14 protein-coding genes, 1 tRNA gene and 5 pseudogenes are annotated in these 16,275 nt (G+C 56.4%); 13 read left to right on the forward strand and 7 right to left on the reverse strand.

Translation table 11 applies throughout. The features are described from left to right. Nucleotides 1-56: 56 nt before the first annotated feature. Nucleotides 57-617 (forward strand): IS630 family transposase, encoded by a 561-nt coding sequence (locus MUK72_RS20250; protein WP_275039323.1) that lies wholly within the window; start codon nt 57-59, stop codon nt 615-617. Next, complete coding sequence (locus tag MUK72_RS20255) at nt 586-1,116, forward strand: IS630 family transposase (protein ID WP_275039324.1); 531 nt, start codon at nt 586-588, stop codon at nt 1,114-1,116. The genes MUK72_RS20250 and MUK72_RS20255 overlap by 32 nt, the downstream gene beginning before the upstream one ends. Here MUK72_RS20255 and MUK72_RS14965 read toward each other — a convergent pair. Beyond that, nucleotides 1,113-1,370: pseudogene (locus tag MUK72_RS14965) on the reverse strand (hypothetical protein); the annotation flags it as partial. The gene MUK72_RS20255 and the pseudogene MUK72_RS14965 sit on opposite strands and share 4 nt — an antisense overlap. 141 nt (nt 1,371-1,511) lie before the next feature. On the opposite strand from MUK72_RS14965, the gene MUK72_RS20450 reads away from it, so the two are divergent. Both MUK72_RS20450 and MUK72_RS14975 read left to right on the forward strand, forming a co-directional pair. Further along, nucleotides 1,512-1,739 carry a helix-turn-helix domain-containing protein gene (locus MUK72_RS20450; protein WP_425311095.1) on the forward strand — a complete coding sequence of 76 codons (228 nt, stop codon included), beginning with the start codon at nt 1,512-1,514 and terminating at the stop codon, nt 1,737-1,739. A gap of 64 nt (nt 1,740-1,803) precedes the next feature. Beyond that, nucleotides 1,804-2,526, forward strand: a pseudogene (locus tag MUK72_RS14975) (transposase); the annotation flags it as partial. 13 nt (nt 2,527-2,539) lie between these two features. Here the strand turns inward: MUK72_RS14975 and tnpC are convergent. Then, the gene (gene tnpC / locus MUK72_RS14980; RefSeq protein ID WP_244705900.1) at nt 2,540-4,021 is read right to left on the reverse strand and encodes an IS66 family transposase; all 1,482 of its coding nucleotides are present in this window, start codon (nt 4,019-4,021) and stop codon (nt 2,540-2,542) included. A 72-nt stretch (nt 4,022-4,093) separates the two neighbouring features. Between tnpC and MUK72_RS20320 the strand changes: the two are divergent. The 5 genes and pseudogenes from MUK72_RS20320 to MUK72_RS14995 form a co-directional block, all read left to right on the forward strand. Further along, a pseudogene (locus MUK72_RS20320) lies at nt 4,094-4,198 on the forward strand (IS5/IS1182 family transposase); the annotation flags it as partial. Between the two features lie 24 nt (nt 4,199-4,222). Further along, a pseudogene (locus tag MUK72_RS20455) lies at nt 4,223-4,399 on the forward strand (helix-turn-helix domain-containing protein); the annotation flags it as partial. Between the two features lie 60 nt (nt 4,400-4,459). Continuing rightward, nucleotides 4,460-4,582, forward strand: coding sequence for a hypothetical protein (locus MUK72_RS20260; protein ID WP_280518331.1), 123 nt, complete (start codon nt 4,460-4,462; stop codon nt 4,580-4,582). Between the two features lie 55 nt (nt 4,583-4,637). Continuing rightward, the gene (locus MUK72_RS14990) at nt 4,638-5,081 is read left to right on the forward strand and encodes an IS630 family transposase (RefSeq protein ID WP_244705904.1); all 444 of its coding nucleotides are present in this window, start codon (nt 4,638-4,640) and stop codon (nt 5,079-5,081) included. A gap of 309 nt (nt 5,082-5,390) precedes the next feature. After that, nucleotides 5,391-5,750, forward strand: a complete 360-nt coding sequence (locus MUK72_RS14995) for a 4a-hydroxytetrahydrobiopterin dehydratase (protein ID WP_244705906.1) — start codon at nt 5,391-5,393, stop codon at nt 5,748-5,750. A gap of 601 nt (nt 5,751-6,351) precedes the next feature. Here the strand turns inward: MUK72_RS14995 and fdhF are convergent. From fdhF to MUK72_RS15010, 3 genes and pseudogenes are all read right to left on the reverse strand, one after another. Continuing rightward, nucleotides 6,352-8,712, reverse strand: a complete 2,361-nt coding sequence (gene fdhF, locus MUK72_RS15000) for a formate dehydrogenase subunit alpha (RefSeq protein ID WP_244705909.1) — start codon at nt 8,710-8,712, stop codon at nt 6,352-6,354. Then, nucleotides 8,705-9,673: a 2Fe-2S iron-sulfur cluster-binding protein gene (locus MUK72_RS15005; protein ID WP_244705911.1), complete on the reverse strand. Its 969-nt coding sequence runs from the start codon at nt 9,671-9,673 to the stop codon at nt 8,705-8,707. Before MUK72_RS15005 ends, fdhF begins: the two co-directional genes overlap by 8 nt. Nucleotide 9,674: 1 nt before the next feature. Beyond that, nucleotides 9,675-10,433, reverse strand: a pseudogene (locus MUK72_RS15010) (NADH-ubiquinone oxidoreductase-F iron-sulfur binding region domain-containing protein); the annotation flags it as partial. A gap of 57 nt (nt 10,434-10,490) precedes the next feature. Here MUK72_RS15010 and MUK72_RS15015 point away from each other — a divergent pair. Beyond that, entirely contained in the window at nt 10,491-11,483 is a 993-nt protein-coding gene (locus MUK72_RS15015) for a transposase (protein ID WP_244705914.1), read from the forward strand. A gap of 8 nt (nt 11,484-11,491) precedes the next feature. Here MUK72_RS15015 and MUK72_RS15020 read toward each other — a convergent pair whose 3' ends face one another. Beyond that, the gene (locus MUK72_RS15020; RefSeq protein ID WP_244705916.1) at nt 11,492-12,304 is read right to left on the reverse strand and encodes a hypothetical protein; all 813 of its coding nucleotides are present in this window, start codon (nt 12,302-12,304) and stop codon (nt 11,492-11,494) included. Between the two features lie 597 nt (nt 12,305-12,901). On the opposite strand from MUK72_RS15020, the gene MUK72_RS15025 reads away from it, so the two are divergent. The 3 genes from MUK72_RS15025 (at nt 12,902) to MUK72_RS15035 (ending at nt 14,885) form a co-directional block, all read left to right on the forward strand. After that, complete coding sequence (locus MUK72_RS15025; protein ID WP_244705918.1) at nt 12,902-13,321, forward strand: GlcG/HbpS family heme-binding protein; 420 nt, start codon at nt 12,902-12,904, stop codon at nt 13,319-13,321. Nucleotides 13,322-13,573: 252 nt separating this feature from the next. Continuing rightward, nucleotides 13,574-13,648: transfer RNA gene (locus MUK72_RS15030), tRNA-Thr, on the forward strand. A gap of 259 nt (nt 13,649-13,907) precedes the next feature. Continuing rightward, complete coding sequence (locus MUK72_RS15035) at nt 13,908-14,885, forward strand: transposase (protein ID WP_244705920.1); 978 nt, start codon at nt 13,908-13,910, stop codon at nt 14,883-14,885. Nucleotides 14,886-14,933: 48 nt separating this feature from the next. Here MUK72_RS15035 and MUK72_RS15040 read toward each other — a convergent pair whose 3' ends face one another. Continuing rightward, nucleotides 14,934-16,271 (reverse strand): ISH6 family transposase, encoded by a 1,338-nt coding sequence (locus tag MUK72_RS15040; protein WP_244705599.1) that lies wholly within the window; start codon nt 16,269-16,271, stop codon nt 14,934-14,936. Nucleotides 16,272-16,275 lie beyond the last annotated feature (4 nt).

Consider the following 16,275-nt stretch of genomic DNA (forward strand, 5'->3'; position numbering starts at 1 on the left):
CCTCGTCCCCGAGTGGTCTGCGCAAAGTATGGATACTCACAGCGCCTACTGACTTCATGATTGGACACCGCCGATTCGATGTGATCGAGCATCTTCCCGAAGCCGAACTCGATACAGCGATCAATGAGGCACAGATGGCGGACGAGGCCCGGCTCGTCCGCCGACTGTGTTTCGTCAAGAATCTCTACGCGGGCGATGTACTCGAAGAAGCCGCCAGACGCGTCGGAGTTTCACAGGCTAACAGCAGCCGCTGGGCACACGCCTGGAACGACGCCGGCGTCGATGGACTCCGACCGAGTTTCGGAGGTGGCCGGCCTCCGAAACTCTCCAACGAGCAGTTCGCCGAACTGTGTGACATCCTCGAGGAAGGCCAACCGTGGACGCCACAGGCAATCCACACACTCATCGAAGAACGCTACGGCATCACCTACGATCCGTCTCATTTGAGCCGGAAGCTACGCGAGAGCGGGATGTATTACGCCAAACCACGTCCAATGGATCCGCGCAGTCCCGAGAACGCGGATGAGATACTCGCCGAGCGCCTCGGCGAGGCGCTCGACGAGAAGGATACCGAGGAACAGGAGGATGATCCAGTCGTCCTGGGTTTCTTTCGATGAAGCGTGGCCACAACCATTCGACAATTCCCAGCGGATGTGGTCGTACGACCGAACGGTGACGATCGAGAAACCGCTGGTGACCGCTCCGTGGCGCTCGTTTGGCTTCTATGCATTGACTGGGAAGAGTACGCTCTCGTTTGGCAAACGAATCAACAAAGAGACCGTCTGTGAAGCGTTAGAGACGATTCGTGAGCAGAATCCGGTCGGGCGGATTCTGCTCGTGGCAGACAACTACGGCTCCCATCACGCGAAGCTCACGCAAGAACGGGCCGACGAACTCGGCATCGAGTTCGTCTTCATCCCGCCGTATTCGCCGACGCTGAACGCGATCGAACCACTTTGGAAGAGTCTCAAGCGAGAGATCTCGCCAGAGATCTACGAGAACGAAGACCACTTCAGAGAATTCCTCACCGAGACGTTTCTTCGGTTGAGCCACCGCGTGAGCTTTGCTGTTGACTGGATCGAGAAATTCCTGCCGAACATTCAGAGGTTGCGCTGATCACTCTCGGACGAGGACGACTCTTCATCGCCTGGTTGTTCCTTGCTTGGCGGTGTATGCGGTCCTTCGTACCACCGGAGCTTGGCTCTGAGATGCTTGTTTTCCTTACGGAGATCTTCGAGCTCCTCAACCTGTTCCCGAAGCTGCTGGTTCTCTTCTTCAAGCGCAGCAAGGCGGTCGAGTATCTCTTCTTTGGTTGGCTTCGACGGAGTCATAATTAGATGAAACGGGATGGTCTCCGATCCGGAGACCATCCCTCGAAGATGAACTCGTTCGCCTGTTGCATCGACCTACTGCACTGCTCGTACGGGACCTAGGAGAGACTACCGAAATCGCTCGGGGCTAAACACGTACATCTGCGAAAGAATTGATCCCTTAGAAGCCTCTCTATGGTGATGAAGAACAATCAGCGAGGTCTGTTGGTAAAGCATCTGTCGAGTGATGAGCTTGATCGAGCGATTGCAGATGCGCAAAAGGCGGACGAGACGCATCTCGTCCGGCGGCTCTGCTACGTGAAGAATCTCTACGCTGGTGATACGCGCGAGGAAGCCGGCGATCGCGTCGGGATCTCCCCATCCACGACGCGGCGATGGGCACAAGCGTGGAACGAAGTGCTCTATTGAAAACGACACACGGCGTCGGGATTGTTCGGTATTGGTTTGAGGAGATGAAGCCGAAGAGTCGGATATGGCAATCGTCCTCCTCGACTTCGTTGAGAAGGCACTACGCGTAGCGAAACAAGCGTTGGGGAAGCACGCGGGGAAGCCCGAATCAGGCGGGCTTCCCCGCGAGGCGCACATCGTCGCTCACTGTATTCGGAAGGAAGAAGGCCACACCTTCACCGAACTTGTTGATCGGATCGGTCTCATGCCTGAGGTGTGCGATCTCCTCGGACTCCATACAGACGCGCTGCCTGATCCGACCACGTTCTACCATTCGATTGATCGGTACGCGATGTACGTCTGGCGGGCGTTGCTGCGCACTTCGGCGCAGCAACTCCGCCAATCTGGTCATGTGGCACTGGACAGTACGTTCTTCGAGCGCAAGCAGGCCTCTCAGTACTATCTCCAGCGAAGCGGCCGCACCGTCAAGACGATCAAGGCGACGACGCTGACCGATACGGAGTCGCTTGCAGTGCTGGACGTCCATTGCTGTATCGAGCGTGAACACGACACGAAGGCTGGCCCGCGGGTCGTCCGCAGGAACGCGGACGACCTGCGGTCAGTCGCTGCTGACAACGGGTTCCAAGACTGGCACACCGAATGCGAAATCGCTGCGTTAGACGTTGAATACCTTGTTCACCATCAAGGATCGAGACCGATGGCCGTTGCGAATAACGCGCTCATCCGAGCGAAGGGCTACACCCAGCGATGGATGTCCGAGACGTCTTATTCGACGGTCAAGCGAACGCAGGAGTACCTGTTTAGCGCAGTCTGTTCGTAGATGCCTCTGCACGTGATTCTGGTTGCTCTCCTCCGAGCATCGACGTCAGTTGATCCGGCGGATCGAGTCCTTGGCGTTCCCAGGTTGCTACCATCGTCGAGAGTGTCTCGTGGATGCGGACTCCGGTTTCCGACCGGAGTCCGCCGAACATCTTCCGCATCACTACCTGCTCGCGCAGAGCGCGCTCTGCGCGATTATTCGTCGAATCAACGTCCGGCTCCGTGACGAACGTCAGCCAACTTCCCAGCCCGTTCCTGATCTTCTCGGCTAACTGCGTCACTTCATCAGCCTCGTAGTCCGCTCTGATCAACTCCTCCAGACACAGCGAGGCCTGCGCCCGCCTCCGCTCGCGGGCGGAGGCGGGCGGGTCCTCCTCGTCGAACGCGGTCAAATCCTCGTGGAGGTCGTGCAGTACCTCCGAGACCGGCTCAGCCCCCTCGTGCCGTTCAGCTACGTACTTCGCTTCCCGGAGCAGATGCGCCCAGCAACGCTGAAGCTTCCCGTGATAGCTCGGATATGCCGACCAGCCGTCACAACTCAAGGTGGCGTCCTCGGCGAGTTCGTCGCCGAGGACGTCCTCCAGTACCTGACTGCCGCGACTCTCGTCGATCGTATAGAAGACGTCCTCGTCGGTCACGAACGTCCAGACCCAGTGCTGGTCGCCGTCAACCGGAAAGCCGGTTTCGTCGCAGTAGATGACGTCGCTGTCACGGACGCTGGCTCGAACGTCCTCGTACGCGGGTCGCAGCCGGTCTGCGACCCGCTCGGTCATGTTGTAGATCGTTGCCGGTGAGACTGGATGATCGAGCTGCCAGTCGAAGAGTTCGGCCTGTTTCCGATGCGGAAGCCGGCCGTGATAGCGGAGGAGAGCGGTTTGGGCCAGCAAGTGTGGCCCAAACCGCCCGGTCTCCGGGCAGTCAGGATGTTCGGCGACGACTTCGTTGCCACAGGAGCACTGCTGCTTTCCGAGCTCGTATTTCGTGACCTCGGTTGGAATAGGGAGCGGAATATCGACGATAACGCGGGAGACGTATTCGTCGGGATCGGTGAGAACGCGGTCGCAATCGGGACAGTACGCCTCCCCGACCCGGACGGTCCTGTCCGGGTCGGGTGGTGGCCGGGTCGTTCCTTCGTGGCCGGGGTTGCGTCCGGGTCCGGACGAGGAGTCGCTGGCGGCGTCGGAGTCGCCGCCAGCTTCGTCGCTCTCGTCGTCTTGTTCTGACTCCTCATTCTGTGGCTGTTGTCCAGCACCGCCCTGCTTGCTAGACGGTGTGTGGGCGTTTTCGTACTTCTTGAGGCGGTTTTCGAGCTCTTCGATTCGTTCGTTTTGGGCAGCGTTTTGCTGGCGAAGAAACGCGTTCTCAGCGAGAAGAGCGAAATCTCGTTGGGGGAGGATCGTCCGATCCACAGAACGGATCGCCGGGTCGTTTGACCTCGGCGATCCGTCAGGCCCGGAAAGCACGATTAGCAGCTGTTCGTCCTGCTCTTCCCTGAGAGCTACGATTTCGACTTGGCTGTTCCGCTAAACAGATACACGCAGGACTCCGCCCTGCGTTCGCGATTCTGGTATCGCCAGTTTCGTGAGATCGTTCTTCTGTTCGCGCTCAACAACATCAAGAAACTCGCCAAGACGCTATGATCGTACTCCCGTACCGCATTTTCAATAGAGCAGAACGAAGGAGGCGTCGAAGGCCTCCGACCGGGCTTCGGCGGCGGCCGGCCGCCGAAGCTCACCAACAAGCAGTTCGCCGAACTCTGTGACATCCTCGAAGAGGGCCAGCCCTGGACGCCACGAGCGATCCACACACTTATCGAAGAACGCTATGGCGTGATCTACGACCCGGCACACCTGAGCCGGAAGTTACGCGCGAGCGGGATGCATTACGCCAAACCACGTCCAATGGATCCCCGCAGTCCCGAGAACGCAGAGGAAATCCTCGCCGAGCGCCTCGCCAAGGCGCTCGGCGAGAAAGATGTCGAGGAACAGGAGGCTGGTCCCGTCGTGCTGGGGTTCTTTCGATGAGTCGTGGCCGCAGCCGTTTGACAACTCTCAGCGGATGTAGTCGTACGACCGAACAGTGACAATCGAGAAACCGCTGGTGACAGCTCCGTGGCGCTCGTTCGGCTTCTATGCGCTGACTGGGAACAGCACGATCTCGTTCGGTGAACGAATCATCAAGGAGACCGTCTGTGAAGCCTTGGAGAAGATACGCGAGCAGAATCCGGTAGGGCGGATTCTGCTCGTCGTGGACAACTACGGCTCCCATCACGCGAAGCTCACCCAACAACGGGCCGACGAACTCGGCATCGAGTTCGTCTTCATCCCGCCGTATTCGCCGACATTGAACGCAATCGGGCCGCTCTGGAAAAGTCTCAAACGAGAGATCTCGCCAGAGATCTACGAGGACAAAGATCACTTTCGAGAATTCCTCACCGAGACGTTTCTTCGCTTGAGCCACCGACTGAGCTTTGCGGTTGATTGGATCGAGACGTTTCTCCCAGATGTCCAAATGTTACGCTGACCACTCTCGGCGACAGCGGGTACGTCCGAGTCGTCGACGTACTGCTTGGCAAGCTTCTTACACTGTCGCGCGAGCGGCCGCTTCGACCTCATATCGCAAGAGGGCATCCAAATCCCCACAAGTCTCACGGAAACACCGCAGAAAGCAGCTGAGAACACTCTCAGCTAGCGCTGCAACAAGGTAAGCTATCAGCAACCCTGGGCCTGTCAGAGAACTCATCCCACGGAATTCTCACATCAGTAGTGTACTCGCACGGCAGTAGCCGGTGTAGAGCGAGCATATAAATCGGCTCGCGGCCAATCCACCAATATGACTGAATCCGAACTTGCCGAGCGCGAGTGCGTGGCGTGTACGAGCGACGACGACCCGCTGACGGGCGACGAGATCGACGAGTTCCACGACGATATCGATGGGTCAGTGTGGGAGGTCGTGGACGAACACCACCTCGAAGGCACCTACGAGTTCGAGGATTTCCGGGACGCTCTCGAATTCACCTACGAGGTTGGCGAGCTCGCCGAGGAAGAGTTTCACCACCCTGATCTCCATCTCTCATGGGGCGAAGTCGTCGTCAAGATGTGGACCCACAAAATCGACGGACTGTTTGAAACCGACTTCATCATGGCTGCGCGAATGGACCATATCTCCGAGGAATATTCTTCGGACGAATAACCGGGCGACCAGCGGGTCAGGAACTGCACCACCTGGTCGCCGTACTCCGGTTCGGCCAGCGCTATGACGATTGACGCCGTGGCCACACCGTCAGCAAGCGGATGGTTCAATTAATCGATCGCGTCGCAAGGCGGTCAAGATTGCTGCCGGAGGTAACGTAGAATGTTTACATCACTTCTGATCAGGGAATCTCCACAATGTAATTGACACTGTCAGACAGTAGCACATGAGGACTCGATTCCGAAATTCGCTGCAGCGAGCTGATTTTCACGTCACAGGTTCTCGATCAGATCTGTCCGACAGTATGAATTGAAGATGGAACTTGTATTCTTACTCTGGGGGTACGTTGCCGGTGAGGATATTCCGTATAGCGTGAATTCCAGTCGCCACAAGCACAACAAACAAATTCACAAGTGTGTACGGGACAACGGTTTTCGTTCGGCTAATCTGACTTTCACAGTTAGGGCAAATCGTCCTTTCAACATCGAATCGTTCTCCGCAGACTGTGCATTCGTGAACAGTATACTCTCGATTGCTTTCGACGCCGACCTCGCCACCGCTGATGCCCGCCAGCCGCTTGATGGTGCGTGTGACGCTCATCTTAGTCGTCAGTGGTTACGGTCGGTTCGTCGCGTTCAGTCTCGATCTCGCTCGGTGTGCGTTCGCCTTCCGGCTGACCCTCAGCCGTTAGCTGCACATTGGTGACTTTGTACTCAGCAGTTTTGCTCGGTGGATCAAGCGGTTCTTCTTTGGTGAGATTGTTCGCGCCACCTTTGAAATAGTGCATTGGTGTGAACACCTCACCTGGACTCGGACGTTCGGTAACTGCTGCTTTCATCTCGGCCGTCCCGTGCCTGGAAGTCAGCGTGACATACTCACCCTCTGAGACGCCGTACTCGGCTGCCGTATCTGGGTGAATCTCGACGAAGCTCTCACCGGTGTAGCCCTCTGTGAGACCTTCTTCACGGAAGGTCAGTGTCCCAGTGTGGTACTGATAGAGTACGCGACCGGTTGTCATCACTAGCGGGAACTGTTCATCGGGCAACTCCGCTGGGTCAATTCCCTCCGCAACGTGCATATGAGCCAGCTCATCACCCTCGTCGGTCAGGAATTTTTCGTCGTAGAGATACGGCGTTCCAGGGTGATCTTCATCCCAAACGGGCCACTGGAGCTCTTCACCGTTTTCGAGTCGTTCGTGGCTAACACCGCCGTAAATTGGGGTTAAATCCGATATTTCATTCATGATATCAGATGCAGTTTCGTACTCCCATTCGTAGCCAAAGCGCTGGGCGAGCGCTTTCGTGATCGCCCAGTCGGGTTTCGTGTTCCCCTTTGGCTCAATGGCGCGTTTCACCAATTGGACGTGCCGAGACGAACTCGTGTACGTCCCGTTCGATTCTACTGTTGATGTCGCTGGTAGAACGACATCCGCGTGTTCTGCGGTCCTGGTTAGGAAGATGTCCTGTACAGCGAGGAATTCTAGATCTTCCAAGACTTTCTGTGCGTGGTCGATGTTTGGTTCCGATACTGTGGGGTTTTCACCCTGTACGAACATTCCTTTGAGGTCACCATCGTCTGCAGCGAGGAACATTTCGGTGAGTCGGTAGCCCTCTTCGTCGGGCATGTCCTCGATATCCATGTCCCAGTAGTCGGCAAATTTCGCTCTGTTTTCATCGTCAGTTGCCGATTGGTAGCCAGGGAAGTTGTTTGGTAGCGGGCCCATGTCTCCACCACCTCCTTGAACATTGTTCTGCCCGCGGAACGGTGCGAGACCGCTTTTCGAATCGCCAACGTGGCCAGTGATCAGTGCAAGGTTCGCTATCGCGTAGATGTTGTCGGTGCCGTGGGTATGTTCTGCTAGCCCAAGTGCCCAACCGAACATACACGAGTCAGCGTTGGCAATAGTCTCGGCCGCGCTTTTCAATTCTTCAGGTGGTACGCCCGCCTTCTTCTCGACGAATTCCGGCGTGAATTGCTGGACGCTTTCTTTCACTTTCTCGAAGCCATCGACACGCTCTTCGATGAACTTCTCGTCGTGGAGATCTTCTTCGATGATATATCGAATCATTCCATTTATCCACGTCGTATCGTACCCGGGTTCGACACGGGTGAACTGATCAGCGTATTCGGCAGCCTGAATCTTTCGCGGGTCGAAGACGATGAGTTCTGCTCCCTCAGCAACGTTCTGTTTGACTCGTGTCGCAAAGACAGGATGGGCCTCAGTAATGTTCGATCCGGTGAGCAGATAGCAGTCGGTCTCCTCTAAGGCTTCCAATCCCGTGGAAGCAGCACCGAAACCGAGTGTGGCCGCAAGTCCTTCGACGGTCGCCGCATGACACAGGCGATTGCAGTTGTCGATATTGTTCGTTCCGAGTACCTCACGGGCGAAGCGCTGCATCACGTAGTTATCTTCGTTGGTGGCCTTTGAGGAGGCGATCAGTCCGAGCGCATCGGGGCCGTACTCATCGATGATATCGCCGAGCCCCTCAACCACTCGATCGAGGGCTTCATCCCACGAGGCTTCGCGGAACTCGCCGTTTTCTTTCACAAGAGGTTCGGTGAGGCGATCCTCATCATCCACGTAGCTGTAGGTGAACTTGCCCTTGACACACGTCGAAATACCATTGACAGGCGCTTTCTCGGGGTCGGTCGGCCGTGCACCGAGCACCTCGCCGTCCTTCGTGTAGAGGTCAAACCGACAGCCCACCGCACAGTGCCCACACGTCGTATCTGTTACGTTTACATCAGACAGCCGGTAGTCAGCGAGCGCGTCAGCTGTATCGAATAGCTGTCCTTCGGTCATCGTGTTCTTTGCGACACTCTCTGCCGTCTGCTCAAAGGCTTTGAATGGGGCGCTTTCCGTCACAGTGGTCTCGCTTGTTTTCTCGCGCGCCTGTTGTTTGGCACGCTGCATGAAGCCTGCGACGCCGCTTTTCTCGTCTGTTTTGTTGTTCTCAGTCATTGTTCGTCACATCGTTATCCGGAGTCGCATCGTCTTCGGTGGACGATTCCTCTTTCATCGGTGTCGCCAACGAAGATTGGAATTGGTCGTTTTCCGCTTCGATGGTTTCACCGACAGAGTTTTTCTGGGTGAATCCTGGTACCGGGATTGTCGTCGCGTCGGTCATATCCTGTTCAACCAGTGCACCAGTCGGACAGACCGTCGCACAGTGACCACACGAGACGCATGTCGAGTCCATCATCGTATCCGCGCCATTCTGAAACCCAATGCGCGTGTCCGGACCTGACCCTTCGATACGGAGGACGCCCTCGACCTGTACGTCGTTACAGGCCTCAACACAGCGATTGCAGAGAATGCATTTGTTCCGATCGATCTGGATGAATGGCGAGGAGTCGTCGAGTGGTTCGTATTCGTCGCGCTCGTCGAATACGCCATATCGGGGGGCCTCCACATCCGCATCGATGGCGGCATCCTGTAGCTCACAACGACCGTTCTTTCCACAAGTTGTACACCGAAGATTGTGGTCTGAGAGCACGAGATCGAGATTCACCGACCGTGCTTCCTCGGCTTCCTCACTGTCGGTTCGTACGGTTATCCCATCATCGGCGGGGAAACTGCATGATGGAACAAGCCCGTGTTCATCGGTCTCAACCATGCAAGTCCGACATTCGCTGCGTGGGCCGATTTGATCGGTATCTTCGCGATCGTAGTAACACAGTGCGGAGATATCTTCGTCGGCACCAACTGACTTAACCGCATCAAGCAGCGTCGCGTCCTGCTGGACAGTTACTTTCTGCCCATCGACAGTGAGTTCGCTTCTCTCTTCATTCGTGCCGATAGCGGGATCAGTGGCGGTCCCGGTGTTGAAGTTCTCAGTCAGCGGCGGACTTGGGCGCGGATTGTCAACTGACGGTACACTCGGCAGCGATTCCGAACTTGTATCTAGGTTTTCCGTACTCATGTTAACTACCTCGGTTGCATGTTCCACTCGGACAGCGCCCCTCAGCGTGGGCGGCGATTTCGCTCTCGAATTCGTTCAACGCAGTGGTAATCGGTCGCGGCGCAGCTTGCCCAAATTCACAGACGCTTGATTCACGAATGACGCGTGTGAGTTCGCGAAGTTTGCTCGCCTCGTAGCTTCCATCGTAAATCTCTCGAAGCAGATCCACGAGCTGTTTCGATCCCTCACGGCAGGGAACACACCGGCCACAGTTCGATTCGCGCGCGAACTTCACTCGGTCGCCTACGAGTTTAAGCGCACAAGTATTCGTGTCAAACAATTCAACCACACCGTTGGTGCCGAGATGCGCACCGGTGAGTGCGGGGGCACTCGTGGGAACGTCGAGCGAGCGCGTTACGCCTCCAAAACGTCCGCCAACACATGCCATCTTGAATCTATCGACGTTGACCGCACCAGCGGCCTTTGCAAGCGAACTCTCCGTCGAGAGTTCGACCGTCGTTGGTGCGGAAACACCATCACCCGCGACCGTCACAAGCCGGGTTCCCGGATCTGTAGCTGTTCTGTTGAATTGTTCGGGTGTGGCCAACAGCGCGCGAACCTGTGTCAGCGTTCGCGGCGTGTGGATGATCGTTGGTCGCCCGTAGAGTCCGAAGTTGGTTGGCTCGGGCGGTCGCAACCGTGCTTCGAGGCGGTCGTTGCCCTCCATCGATTCGAGCGCCATCGTCATCTCACCAGCGATGTATTCGTCAGGTCCCGTGACGAAGAGGGTGTCATAGAACAGTTACCACACTAACGAGCAGGGTGAACGCTGAGGTGGATGAGTTCAGCGACCCTGCGGGACGATCCTTCGGTAGAGTCGTTCTTTAATCTCGTGGCGACAGAGACACTTGCGTTGTTTGAGCACCTCTCCTTCGAGTTTCTCGACGAGTACGAAGTGTTCGTCCCGTCGGAGGCGGGACGAACACGAGACCACGAGCCATCAGAGCTGATGCGTGGCTTTCTCCACTGCTACTACAAGAACATCTACGGCATCCGTCCCGTTACACGAGAGCTTCAGAACACGTTCGTCTGGCTTGGCTGCGGCTTCGATCGACCGCCGTCCAGAGACACGGTCGATCGGTTTCTCACCGACCTCGAACACGTCGCCGACGAGGTCTTCGACTATCTCGTCGAGCAGGCCGCCGTCCGCGGCCTGCTCGACTTGACCTACTCTATCGACTCGACCGACGTGAGAACGATGCCAGCGGATCAAGATGCATCAAAATGCTACGATCCGACGACTGAGGAGTACTATTACGGCTACGGTTGTACAATCGTCTCGACCGGCTCGAAGATACCGATTGCAGCCGAATTCACCGTGAGCAAACAAGCGCCTGAAGAGACGGCGATGCGCGTCACACGTGACGCGCTCGCCGTCGATCAACCGGTCTGGATGATCGGTGACAGCGCCTACGACACGCTCGATTGGCACGACTACCTGCTGACGGCAGGAGTCGTGCCAATCGCCCCGTACAATCCACGAAATACCGATGATCCGCTCGATATCGAGTACCGGGTCGAAGACCGTATCGACGAACACAGCGAGGACGTTCAGCTGAAGCAATCAACACTAGATGAGACGTACAACCGGCGGAGTGGTGTTGAACGAACCAATGAGGCGGTCAAAGACTGCGGCCTCGGGCACGTCCGCGCCCGAGGCCGCGTCCATGCACGAGCGCAGGTCTTCCTCGCGCTGTGTCTGCGGCTTGTCGTCGCCATCACCAACGACGAGCGTGGAGACAATCCGGGCAGCACGATCATCACGGTGTGACAAGAGTTCTATGACACCCTCGTGACGAAGTCTATCGATACATCGCCTGCGAGATCTACCTCGGTGATGGTGTTTTTCGCCTCGCGGATCCGTCGCGCCGCGAGATTGTCATTCTCGTTGAGATAGATGACGATATCTTCGGATCCAACGATGGCAGCGACAACGAGAGCTCCGTCGAGCACGTCGATTGGTGCCCCTTCGAGTAGCGTTCGGTCACCACACGCCACTGGGTCACTCTCATTTGCGTTGATGACGACCACTGGATCGCCATTCGCATCTCGAGTGTCCGACCATCCCTCCGCAATCAAGGTATCGGTCTGCCCGTCGCCGCGTCCGCGCCCGAGCAGCGCGGTGTTTGCCACCTGATTGAGTGCTTTGGTGGGATTTTTCCGTGCCATCTCGGTGACGAACTCTCGTTCGTTATGCGCCGTCGGAATCGCCCACCCACAGCGGGCTAGCATACGCCGGTGACCGGATGCGAGTGGTCCTGCCTTGGGAACTGGTAGCGTCGTTGTTTCGGCATCATGTTCGACCACCGCGTGCGCATCGTCAGTCGGGAGATTGCCGTCTTCGAGTGCCGCAACGAATTCTCGGACTGTCTCGGGTGAGCAGTGTGCGTGAAAACTCGTGGTTCCTCCGTCAGTAAGCGCTACCAACGGGGCAAGTTCAGCCGCGCCAGTCGGACCGACACCAGCGATACGGATCGTTTCTGCGGCGTCACGTGCTGTTGACAGCACTGATTGTGCTTCATCGGGCCGTTCGTCAGAGCCGATAGAAACGCGAACAACTGGATTGTCTGTTTCCATGCTGGTGTCTCCCATCAACTACCTTTCGAGAGAGACGGTAAAAATGTTATTCAAAATTAACTAGCTATGTTCTTGTCGTGCCTCGACAAATTACCCAATGCTGGGACCTCACTGAAAATTCTTGGTCGTGTCTCAAAGCCGTGCTTGAAGAACTCGCCGAACCAGACAAGCAGGTTTCGGCGGACAAGATGGAAACGCTGTCCTTGATCTCCTCTCAGCACTCCCCATGGAAGGCGTCGAGGGTTCGCACGAGGTTTTCGATCATCAGTGAGGGAAACAGCGAGTCAGGAGAGAACGGATCGCTTCTGAAGAGAGGTCATCCATTTCACCCTCTCCTCATCGCTACCGCCACAGGTAGCCGTCGGCTTGCGATTCACTTCCTTAACCGAAGACGAATGTAGTGGACACACGTCACCGTTCCGTTAGAAGATATACAAGAATTCACACATTTCCAAACAGTAGGATAATCAGACTCGGAAAACATAGACAAATCTATATATAATATAATATTCGTTTATTATCTAAAACCTAATTCAGTAGCAGAAAGTTAGATCCAACAACAATACAGAAATCTTTATCTACATGGCGAGAAACACAGAATATGGAGATACAATGGTAGCAACGATTCCACTTGAGCAAGCGACAGAAATAATCGAAGCGGCCGAACAGCACGCCGAAGAGATCGGGGTTCCATCAGTTATCGCAGTGTCGAATTCCGAAGGCAACCTTATCGCCCAACATCGGATGGATAGTGCATGGTTGCCGAGCGTCACCATCTCTCGGAACAAAGCCTACACGGCTGCTGGTCTGAAGATGCCGACTCACGAACTCGCCGATGTGGCACAACCCGGCGAAACGCTATATGGGCTTCAAACAGTCGACGAAGGTCGTATCGTCATCTTCGGTGGTGGATTCCCGCTCGAAAACGACGGTGAGATCGTCGGAGCCGTGGGCTCAAGCGGTGGTATGCCAGACGAGGATGTCGAAATTGCAGAGGCTGCTATCGAAAAGTTCCAAGAACTAGCCGAGTAGCGCCACTCGGCACATTCGTAAATCACACGTTCAAGAACCCTGATGGCGGGCAGTCGATTGATCTATGGTAGAGCAGATTCGACAAGCGCTGTTGCAAGTTACTTGTCCTTTAAGCTCTAATCCTGAGTACACGTGCGAGATTCAATTCGGATGAACGGGACGAATGGTTCTGAATATAAGTGTTACTGCGTCGCTTATTGAGTGAGGCGGAGTCCTTTAGTTCGCATATACCGAGCCAACCATAGGAAGTGAGCCGAGGTAGCTCAGGCTGGCCAGAGCAGCTCCCTTGTAAGGAGCACGTCGGGGGTTCGAATCCCTCTCTCGGCTTCTCCAGTTATGCAACGCGTAAGAACCGCGTCTAGGTTGTGATCAACCTGACCTACTTTGAGGTTTGCATGAGGCACGGTTGACCTCGAAAACGTGGGCACGAGCGAACGAAGACATGACGACCATTCCACCCACGTTTGCTGTCTGACTCGAAACACCTACCGCACCCAAATCAACAATTCATGATGATAAATGTCTTGCGGTCCGTTAGGCGGTGGCGCAGAAGTCCTCACAAGGAATGCGGTAGGATGGACTTGATGTGTCTACGACCAAGTCCGTCCTACCGGGTAACGCGACGGTCGAACAGGTCTTCAAAGCATTGGAGACCGAGACAGCAGCACTTTTCGAACATCTTGACTTCTCGTTTCTCGTTGACTATTCCGTGTTCGCCCCCTCGGATCGGGGGCGAACACGGGTTCACCAGCCACCGGAACTTCTGAAAGGGTTCCTTCACTGCTTCTACCACGATATCTACGGACCGCGTCCAATGGCCCAAGAACTCCACAACGAGGACGTCTGGCGACAGTGTGGATTCACGCGTCCGCCGGGACGGCGGACGCTTGAGCGGTTCATCACTGATTTCGCTTTCGTTGCTGAGGACGTGTTCATCACGCTGGTTCACGAGCTTGCCGAGCAGGTACCGCTCGGCAAGCTCTATCGAATCGATGGCACCGACATCCCTGTCGACCAGCAGGATGATGAGGCTGAGTGGAACTACGATCATGCTGAAGATGACTTCTACTACGGGTACGGCTGCTGTCTGGTGACTGCTGCTGATAATATTCCGGTTGCAGCCACGTTTACACCCGCGAAGAAGGTCGATCAGGAGACGGCGATGCGCGTCACCAGTGACGCGCTCGCCGTCAAGAAACCGATCTGGACGCTAGGTGATGCGGAATTCGATATGCTCGACTGGCACGACCGCCTGCTGGAGCAGGGGGTCGTGCCGGTTGTCCCGTATAACCAACGCAACGCTTCTGATCCGCTCGATATCGAATATCGTGTTGAGGATACGATTGCGGTTACTGAAGAGCGGTTGGATGAGGCCTATCGGAAGCGGTCACGGATCGAGACAGCGATTGGTGTCTGTAAGGATCTCGGCCTCGGGACCCCGCGGGTCCGAGGCCGAGTCAGAGTCGAATCCCACGTCTTCTTGGCGTTGTGTCTTCGGCTCGCGGTTGCACTCACAAATCACGAACGGGATAATGACATCGCTAGTCCAACCATCACCCTATGAGAACCATTCTGCGCCACCGCCGGTCCGTTGGTCGCGTCGCAAAGTCCTCTAGACTTTGCCTCTGGTAGCCTCGACTGTGAGGTCACAGCTCATGGTTGTTTTGGTTGAGCGGGTGAGGAGTTCGTCGAAGAACGCTCGGTAGTAGTCTGGATTGGCGTATTTCACGAGCCTGAGTTGGAGCAACGCCTCTAATCCGGCCTCTGTCCAGCGCATCCACTGGTTCTTGCAGCGCTTGGCGACTTCTCCCATCGCCCGTTCCACGGGGTTCGAGGTCCACGGCACCTCGAACCCCTCAAGAGCCTGCTCGGCGAACGTCACTATCGACGGCAGCCACCGCCGAAGATACCCCGCAGCCTTCCTCGAACCGTACTGCGAGAGCTGCCACGCTGTCTTCTCAATGCGCTTGGTCGTTCGCGCGATCCGTTCGCGGATCGCGGCGAACTCTTCCTCGGGGCGGTGCTTGGCGACCGAGTTCTTCAGATGAAACACCTCGTCGATCACTTCTGTGACGATCTCGGTGCGTCGCTCCAGGGAAAACACGCCGTCATCCCAGAGGTTGTAGCCTAGCGTCCGGCCGACGTGGACGAGGTCGAGCTGATGCTCGCGGTTTTCGTTGGTAAACGCCGTGACGATACTGGTATCTGCGTCACTGACGACCGCAGCGTCGTCAGTGACTGCGTTGATATCGTCGAGAGCGGCTGCTGTCTCGTCCCAGTTAGCGTTGACCGACAGATCCAGCAAGGAGTGTGAGTCCTCGGCAGTATCCTCGCCAAGCGTTGCTTGGACGGAGTGGTATGAGCGGTCTTTGTCCTGACTGTGGCACTTCGTCCCGTCGGCGATGACAGCGTCAGCGTCCGTTCCGCCAACACAGTCCGGAAGGAATTGCTTGAGCTTGGTGCCGTACTCTTTGGCACGGCGGTTGATGGTATCTGGCGACGGCATCGAAACGAAGCCGTCGCCGTGATCGGCGGCATCTCGATAGCTGAGAGAGGTAGCGAGATCGACGCTCTTGGCCGCGATATCCTGTTGATAGCGATTCTGCCCGTCGAAGTCGATGACGTCTTCGACGGGCCGAAGATAGCTCGGTTCGTCGTGGTCAGCGGCTGTATCTTCGACGTAGTGGAGGTCGAACTCGTGCTCGCCGGCGGTTGTAACGGCTGTGCGGGGGTCGGTGCCGCGGCGCTGGAACCGCTTATCACCGTTGCCGTGGGCGTATTTTTCACCACAGAGCGCCTCGACGCGGCCCGCGTCGAGGCTCTCGACCAGTTCTTCGAGAAGTACCGATTCGATGTTCTGGTCGGTGACGAACTCGGCGAGTACGGCGAGCGGTATGGTTTTGTCGTCGTCGGTACTGAGTTCGAACCGCACGTTGATTTCAGCGTGCATGGGG

This window comes from Halococcus dombrowskii, from assembly GCF_022870485.1.
GTDB lineage: Archaea > Halobacteriota > Halobacteria > Halobacteriales > Halococcaceae > Halococcus > Halococcus morrhuae.

What these genes read in the sequence shown, in the direction of transcription:
- MUK72_RS15025 (WP_244705918.1), top strand. Translation starts at nt 12,902, where the DNA reads ATGGTAGCAACGATTCCACTTGAGCAAGCGACAGAAATAATCGAAGCG.
- MUK72_RS20260 (WP_280518331.1), top strand. Translation starts at nt 4,460, where the DNA reads ATGGATCCCCGCAGTCCCGAGAACGCAGAGGAAATCCTCGCCGAGCGC.
- MUK72_RS20250 (WP_275039323.1), top strand. Translation starts at nt 57, where the DNA reads ATGATTGGACACCGCCGATTCGATGTGATCGAGCATCTTCCCGAAGCC.
- MUK72_RS15020 (WP_244705916.1), bottom strand. Translation starts at nt 12,304, where the DNA reads ATGGGAGACACCAGCATGGAAACAGACAATCCAGTTGTTCGCGTTTCT.
- MUK72_RS15005 (WP_244705911.1), bottom strand. Translation starts at nt 9,673, where the DNA reads ATGAGTACGGAAAACCTAGATACAAGTTCGGAATCGCTGCCGAGTGTA.
- MUK72_RS20255 (WP_275039324.1), top strand. Translation starts at nt 586, where the DNA reads ATGATCCAGTCGTCCTGGGTTTCTTTCGATGAAGCGTGGCCACAACCA.
- MUK72_RS20450 (WP_425311095.1), top strand. Translation starts at nt 1,512, where the DNA reads ATGAAGAACAATCAGCGAGGTCTGTTGGTAAAGCATCTGTCGAGTGAT.
- MUK72_RS15015 (WP_244705914.1), top strand. Translation starts at nt 10,491, where the DNA reads ATGAGTTCAGCGACCCTGCGGGACGATCCTTCGGTAGAGTCGTTCTTT.
- MUK72_RS14995 (WP_244705906.1), top strand. Translation starts at nt 5,391, where the DNA reads ATGACTGAATCCGAACTTGCCGAGCGCGAGTGCGTGGCGTGTACGAGC.
- fdhF (WP_244705909.1), bottom strand. Translation starts at nt 8,712, where the DNA reads ATGACTGAGAACAACAAAACAGACGAGAAAAGCGGCGTCGCAGGCTTC.
- MUK72_RS15040 (WP_244705599.1), bottom strand. Translation starts at nt 16,271, where the DNA reads ATGCACGCTGAAATCAACGTGCGGTTCGAACTCAGTACCGACGACGAC.